The 5,708-nt window shown below is 64.2% G+C and carries 9 protein-coding genes; all 9 read right to left on the reverse strand.

Features of this window, described 5'->3' with window-relative positions; genetic code table 11:
• Positions 1–762: 6-phosphofructokinase (locus VF515_08035; protein HEX7407582.1), on the reverse strand; the 762-nt coding region annotated here is incomplete at its 3' end.
• A gap of 116 nt (positions 763–878) precedes the next feature.
• On the reverse strand, positions 879–1,571 hold the full coding sequence (locus VF515_08040; protein ID HEX7407583.1) for a transglutaminase family protein: 693 nt from the start codon (positions 1,569–1,571) through the stop codon (positions 879–881).
• 50 nt (positions 1,572–1,621) lie between these two features.
• Entirely contained in the window at positions 1,622–2,335 is a 714-nt protein-coding gene (locus tag VF515_08045) for an HAD family hydrolase (GenBank protein HEX7407584.1), read from the reverse strand.
• A complete protein-coding gene (lpxA, locus tag VF515_08050; GenBank protein ID HEX7407585.1) occupies positions 2,336–3,133 on the reverse strand; it encodes an acyl-ACP--UDP-N-acetylglucosamine O-acyltransferase in 798 nt (265 codons plus the stop codon).
• A gap of 88 nt (positions 3,134–3,221) precedes the next feature.
• Positions 3,222–3,416: a DNA gyrase inhibitor YacG gene (locus tag VF515_08055; protein ID HEX7407586.1), complete on the reverse strand. Its 195-nt coding sequence runs from the start codon at positions 3,414–3,416 to the stop codon at positions 3,222–3,224.
• Between the two features lie 5 nt (positions 3,417–3,421).
• A complete protein-coding gene (locus VF515_08060; protein HEX7407587.1) occupies positions 3,422–3,571 on the reverse strand; it encodes a CcmD family protein in 150 nt (49 codons plus the stop codon).
• A 50-nt stretch (positions 3,572–3,621) separates the two neighbouring features.
• Positions 3,622–4,332, reverse strand: coding sequence for a cytochrome c biogenesis protein CcsA (ccsA, locus tag VF515_08065; GenBank protein HEX7407588.1), 711 nt, complete (start codon positions 4,330–4,332; stop codon positions 3,622–3,624).
• Entirely contained in the window at positions 4,329–4,988 is a 660-nt protein-coding gene (locus tag VF515_08070) for a heme exporter protein CcmB (GenBank protein HEX7407589.1), read from the reverse strand. The genes ccsA and VF515_08070 overlap by 4 nt, the downstream gene beginning before the upstream one ends.
• Before the next feature lie 18 nt (positions 4,989–5,006).
• A partial coding sequence (gene ccmA / locus VF515_08075) for a heme ABC exporter ATP-binding protein CcmA (GenBank protein HEX7407590.1) occupies positions 5,007–5,708 on the reverse strand: 702 nt, incomplete at its 5' end.

Here is a 5,708-nt window from a genome sequence, read left to right on the forward strand (position 1 = left end):
GCCGATGAGGTCCTGCGGATCGATGTCGAAGACCAACCCCTCCGCGATCACGGCCACGCCGTATTGGCGCCCTTCACTCAGCCGTTTGATGATCGCACATACCAGCGTGTCCACGATCGCCGCCAAGCGCACCGGCTCGCCGCCGAACTCCTCCGCGATCAGCGTCAGCGTCGCTCCGGCCGCTTTTCCGATACCGAGCGCCAGGTGGCCGGCCTTGCGGCCCATGGAGATCACCAGGTACCAGTGCAAGGTCGTGTACGCGTCCACGATGAGGTTCTTGACGATCTCCGCACCAATGTGCCGTGCCGTCTGAAAGCCGAAGGTGTCGATGTGCGGCGGCAGGTCGAGGTCGTTGTCGATGGTCTTTGGTACATGCACCACCCGGATGCGGCCGCTGGCCTTCTCCGAAAGCTTCATCGCCGAGAACGCCGTGTCGTCCCCCCCGATGGTGATCAGTTGCGAAACGTTCAAGCGGCGGAGCGCATCGACACAGTTCTCCAGAAGCTGCGGGTCGCGTGTCGGGTTGGCACGGGAGATGCCGAGGTACGACCCCCCGGACAGGTGCAGGCGCCGCACGGCGTCCAGGGTGAGGGGAACCGCACAGTCGACCTTGCCTTGCATGAGGTGCTCGAAGCCGTCGCGGATACCCAGTACCGGCACGCCCTCGAGCAGGCTGCGGATCGTCGCCGCGGCAATGACGCTGTTGATCCCTGGCGCAGGTCCACCACCGACAAGGATCGCCAGATTGGTTTGGTGCGTCATGATCTCAACCCTCCTCACCTGCCACGCGTAGGGTACAGCTCCGACTATCGTTCCTGCCTTCGCCCCTTCGGTCAAGATGGACGGCGAGAAACGACCGAGACCTGCCGGAGCGGCGCCTACCGCCTCTCGGCTTCCGCCTCGGCCTGAAAGTCGCCCTTGAGTTCCGCGGAGGAGAAGCGCGGGTAGTAACGCGCCATGGCCTCACGAAGCTCTTCAAACGGGAGATCTACCCGGCTGCCGCGGTCGTTGACGTACTCCATGTGGCGGCGGTTGCTGGCATCAAACGGATGGAAGATGGAATCCGAACGGCCGTCAAACTCCAATGGCAGCACGCCGAACTTGTGGCACAGCTCGATGTTGAACGCCGGCGTTGCCTTCACCCATTTGCCTTCGAGATGGAGCTCCGTGAAACCGTGATAGTAGAAGATGTCCGTGCCCATCATGCGCCGCAGCCGCTCGGTGGCCAAGTGGTTCCGGACATCGGCAAAACCGAGTCGCGCCGGAATGCCGGCGGCGCGGGCGGCAGCGGCCAGCACCACGGCCTTGGCCACGCAGTAGCCACGGCCGCGCGCGATCACCGCGCTGGCCTTGCAGGTCTCGGGCTGGGATTGAACGGAATACGGGTCGTAGAGAAAGCCGTCGCGGACGGCGTAATACAGGCGCACCGCTTTGTCGACGTCGTCAACCGCCGCACCGATCGCGCCTCGCGCCAACGCCCCCACCGTCGGATGTTCGGCGTCCAGATAATACGTCGGCTTGAGGCAGGCGGTGAGATCTTCGACATCCTCGTGCTGCTGCGGCGCGTTCATCCTTTTCCTTCCAGTATCGCTTCAACGAAGATGTACCAACCGGCCCGCCATTACACCAGCTCCAGCAAATCCGGGATACGGCGGATGACGTGGTGCGGGCGAGGACCGTCGGTCGGAGGATCGCGGTCGTCGCGATGCCAGAGGAGGACCGAGCGCATGCCGGCGCGATTGGCGCCGGCAATGTCCTGCGCAATGGTGTCGCCGACGAACAGCGCCTCCTGTGGCTTACAGTGCGCGCGTTGCAGGGCTGCCGCGAAGATGCCCGGATCGGGTTTGCACGAGCCTGCCCGTTCACTCGACAGGGCCGAGTCGAAGCACGGCCCGATCCGTGCGACTGCGAGCAAATGCTGGAGTTGGTCCTCGTCGATGTTGCTGACGATCCCGAGATGCACGCCCCGCGCACGCAAGGCCCGCAACGTGTCGACCACGCCCTCGCGCAGCACGAAATCCCGCGCCTGGCGCTGCCACTGCGCCGACCGGTAGCCTTCGAGGTGCGTGGCTGCGGCTGAGGCCCCGAGGTCCTCCAACATGCCGACCACCGCATCGCGGAACAGGTCGCGATGCAGATAGAAGGGCTGCGGGAGGTAGGCGTGAAACACCCGGCGCAGGGCCTGGCGATGGCAGTGGAGGATGGCGGACGGCTCGGCTTCCACTCCGGCTGCGCGCGCCAACTCAACCAGACTCTCGTACTCAGCCGACGCCAGCGTCAGGTAATCGTACAGCGTCCCCCCGAAATCGAAGAGCACGGCGCGCACCGGCGGCATCTACGTTTCCTCTTGTTCGCCGCGGAACCGCGGCCCGGTGCACACCCCACGCTTCGAGGCGCGGATGAAATCGATCATGTACCGCACGTCCGGCGAGCACGGCCCGCTGTCGATTTCGGCGAGGGCTTTGCCCAGGTTTCCAGAACGGCGGAAGAGGCGGCTGAAGGCGTTCTGCAAGGCGCGAATGCGGGGGGCGTCGAATCCCGCACGGCGCAGGCCGACGCGGTTGATTGCCCGCACCGTGTGCGTCCAATCCATGATGCAAAACGGCGGCACGTCACGGCTGGTGCGGCTCAAGCCGCGCAAGATCGACAAGCGGCCGAGGCGCACGAATTGGTGCACGACGCAGTTGCCGGAAATGAACACCTGATCTTCCACCTCGACGTAGCCGCCCAGCACCGCCCCGGTGGCCATGATGATGTTGTCGCCCAGCGTGCAGTTGTGCGCCACGTGGGCGTTGGTCATCAGGTAATTGTTGTTGCCGATGACGGTACCGGACTGCGGCTTGGTGCCGCGATGAATTTGCGCGTGCTCGCGAATCGTGTTGCCGTCGCCGATGCGCACGTAGGAGTCTTCCTCCTTGAACGCCATGTCCTGCGGCGCATCGCCGATCACGGCGCCCATGTGGATGACGTTGTCGGCTCCGATCTGCGTCCGTCCCATGAGCGTCACGTGCGCCAGCACGCGTGTCCGCGGGCCGACCTGCACGGGACCTTCGATGACGACAAAAGGGCCGATCTCCGCCTCCGGATGCAGCGCAGCGCGCGGATCGATCACCGCCGTCGGGTGAATGGCCACGACCGTGACTCCGCTTCAGCAGGCCGAGACGCGGCCTGTCGACGAGCGACCGACCGGCAAGCAAGGCGTGCCCCCTGCCCGCTTTCCATCACTCCGTGTCGTCGTCACGATCGTCGTCTTCCGCCAGCGGCGGCTCGGCCGGATCGCCGGCAATGCGGTAGCCTTCACTTGCCCAGTTGCCTAGATCATGCATCCGACAGCGCTCGGAGCAAAACGGCCGGTGCGGGTTTCCCTGCCAGGGAGCGAGGCGCCGGCAGGCCGGACAATTGACCTCCTTCAACATGGCCTTCAGGACGCATTCTGCCGCCGCAGCAATTGACGCAGCTCGTCGATCTCTTTCTGCACGGTGCGATTCCGCCGCGACAGCAGGAACACGTAAACGAACAACAACACCCAGATCGCCGTGTACGCCGCAAAAAGGAAATTTAGGTTGGTCACGATCTCATCGCCTCCGGCCGGAAATTACCTGTCGCTCTCTTGCCTGAACATCATCGCTGCGATTCGTGTTCAATCACCTGTTGGCGCAGATCTTCCGCCGCGTCGCGCAACCGGCCGCTTTCATTGCACACCCACAGCAGCCATCCGAACAGCAGCAGAAAGGCCAGCATGCAGATCTCGAACGTCAAGCGCATGCTGGGATCGTTCAGGCCCGACCCGCCCTCGCGGGTGATGAGCACGGCCGGGTGGATCGTCCGCCACCAGTACACCGAACGATTGATGATGGGGATGTCGATCGCGCCCACAATACCAAGGACCGCGGCATACCGTGCGCCCTGGTCGCCCGTCCCGGACATCGTGCGGAGCATGAGGTAGGCCGCATAAATAAGCCAGAGAATGAGCGTTGTAGTGAGACGCGCATCCCACGTCCACCACGTGCCCCAGATCGGGCGCGCCCAGATCGGACCGGTAATCAGCACGAGCGTGCAAAACAGCATGCCCACCTCGGCGGAGGAATGGGCCAGGCGGTCCCAAAAGCGGCTGCCGCGCCACAGGAAGAAGCCGCTGGCGATGGCTACCAGTCCGAAGGCGGCGAAAGTCATCATGGCCAGCGGCACGTGGAAATAAAAGATGCGCTGGACGATGCCCTGGACCTTGTCCGTTGGCACCTGCACAAACACCATGAAAATCGCCGCCGTCATGGCCACGAAGGTCAGGAACGGCAGCACGGTGTCAGCCAATTTGCGTAGCACCCGAGTCATTCCTCCACAGCATATTCAAAGACCAGCCAGCCCACAACCAGGAAGATGAAGTCAAAGCCTCCCATCAGGTTGAGCCACTGCGCCACTTCGGCCAGCGGCTTGCCCGCCAGAACGCGGGCGGTCACCTTCACCCCGCCGATGAAGATCGGCACCACCAGCGGTAGCAGCAGCAGCGGCAGCATCACCTCACGCGCGCGCGTCCGTACCGATATGGCAGCGAACAACGTTCCGACAGCCGCAAAGCCGAGCACGCCCAGCAGCAACGCCAGAAACACACCGCCCAACGCCGCCGTCGCCGGTAAGTTAAAGAAGAACACGAAGATGGGCACGATAATCAGCTGCGCGACCATCATGAACAGAAAGTTGCCGGCGGTCTTCGCCAGGTAGACCGTACCCCGGTCCACCGGGCACAGCAGCAAACCCTGGAGACAATCGTTTTCGCGTTCCGCCAGGAACGAACGGTTCAGTCCGAGCACGCCCGCAAAGATGACGGCCACCCAAAGAGCGCCGGGCGCCGCCTCGTCACGGAGTTCGCTGGTCGGATCGAAGGCGAAGCTCAGGATCACCAGCGTCAGCAACCCCAACATGAGTAGGGAGGCAAGAGTCTCCTTGGTGCGGAACTCTATCTGCAAATCTTTCCGGAGCAGGGCCCACATGGCAGTCACGCACGCTCTCTATGCCGCCGCCGCATTGGATCCATGCGCGGCCGCCAGGTACGTGCGCTCAAAGCTCTCGCGTTCGTTCTCGAAAATCGCCCCGCTCCACGCCAGGCGCCCGCGCACGAGGATGAGGGCTCGGCGGCAGAGCTCGAATCCTTGCGCCATGTCGTGGGTGGCCATGATCAGCGTCGTGCCACGAGCGTGGGCCTGCTGCAGCATCCCTCGCAACATCTTCCCGGCGTCCACATCCAAACCCGTGAACGGCTCATCGAGCAACAGCAGCTGCGGCTGGTGCAGCAGGGCGCGGGCGAGGGCACAGCGTTGCTCCAAGCCGCGGGACAAGGTGCGGACCGGCCGATGCGCCCAGCCGAGCAGGCCGACCTGATCCAACAGCTCTTGCACGCGTGCCGTCCGTGTCGGGATGCGAAACATGCGGGCGTAAAAGTCGAGGTTCTCCGTCGGCGTGAGATCGGGGTAAAGAAAACTCTGGTGCGACAGAAAGCCGATGCGGTGCCGGGCGTACGAACCCCCGTCGTTCACCGTGCGCCCGAACAGACGCAAGGCGCCGCGGGTCGGGCGCAACAACGTTCCGATCATCCGCAGCAGCGTGGTCTTACCGGCGCCATTGGGTCCGAACAGCGCGACCGCCTCCCCCGCCGCCACCTGCAGATCGACGCGATCGACGGCAGTGACGCCGGCAAACCGCCGTCCGACGCC

The organism is Candidatus Binatia bacterium, from assembly GCA_036382395.1.
Classification (GTDB): Bacteria; Desulfobacterota; Binatia; order HRBIN30; family HRBIN30; genus JAGDMS01.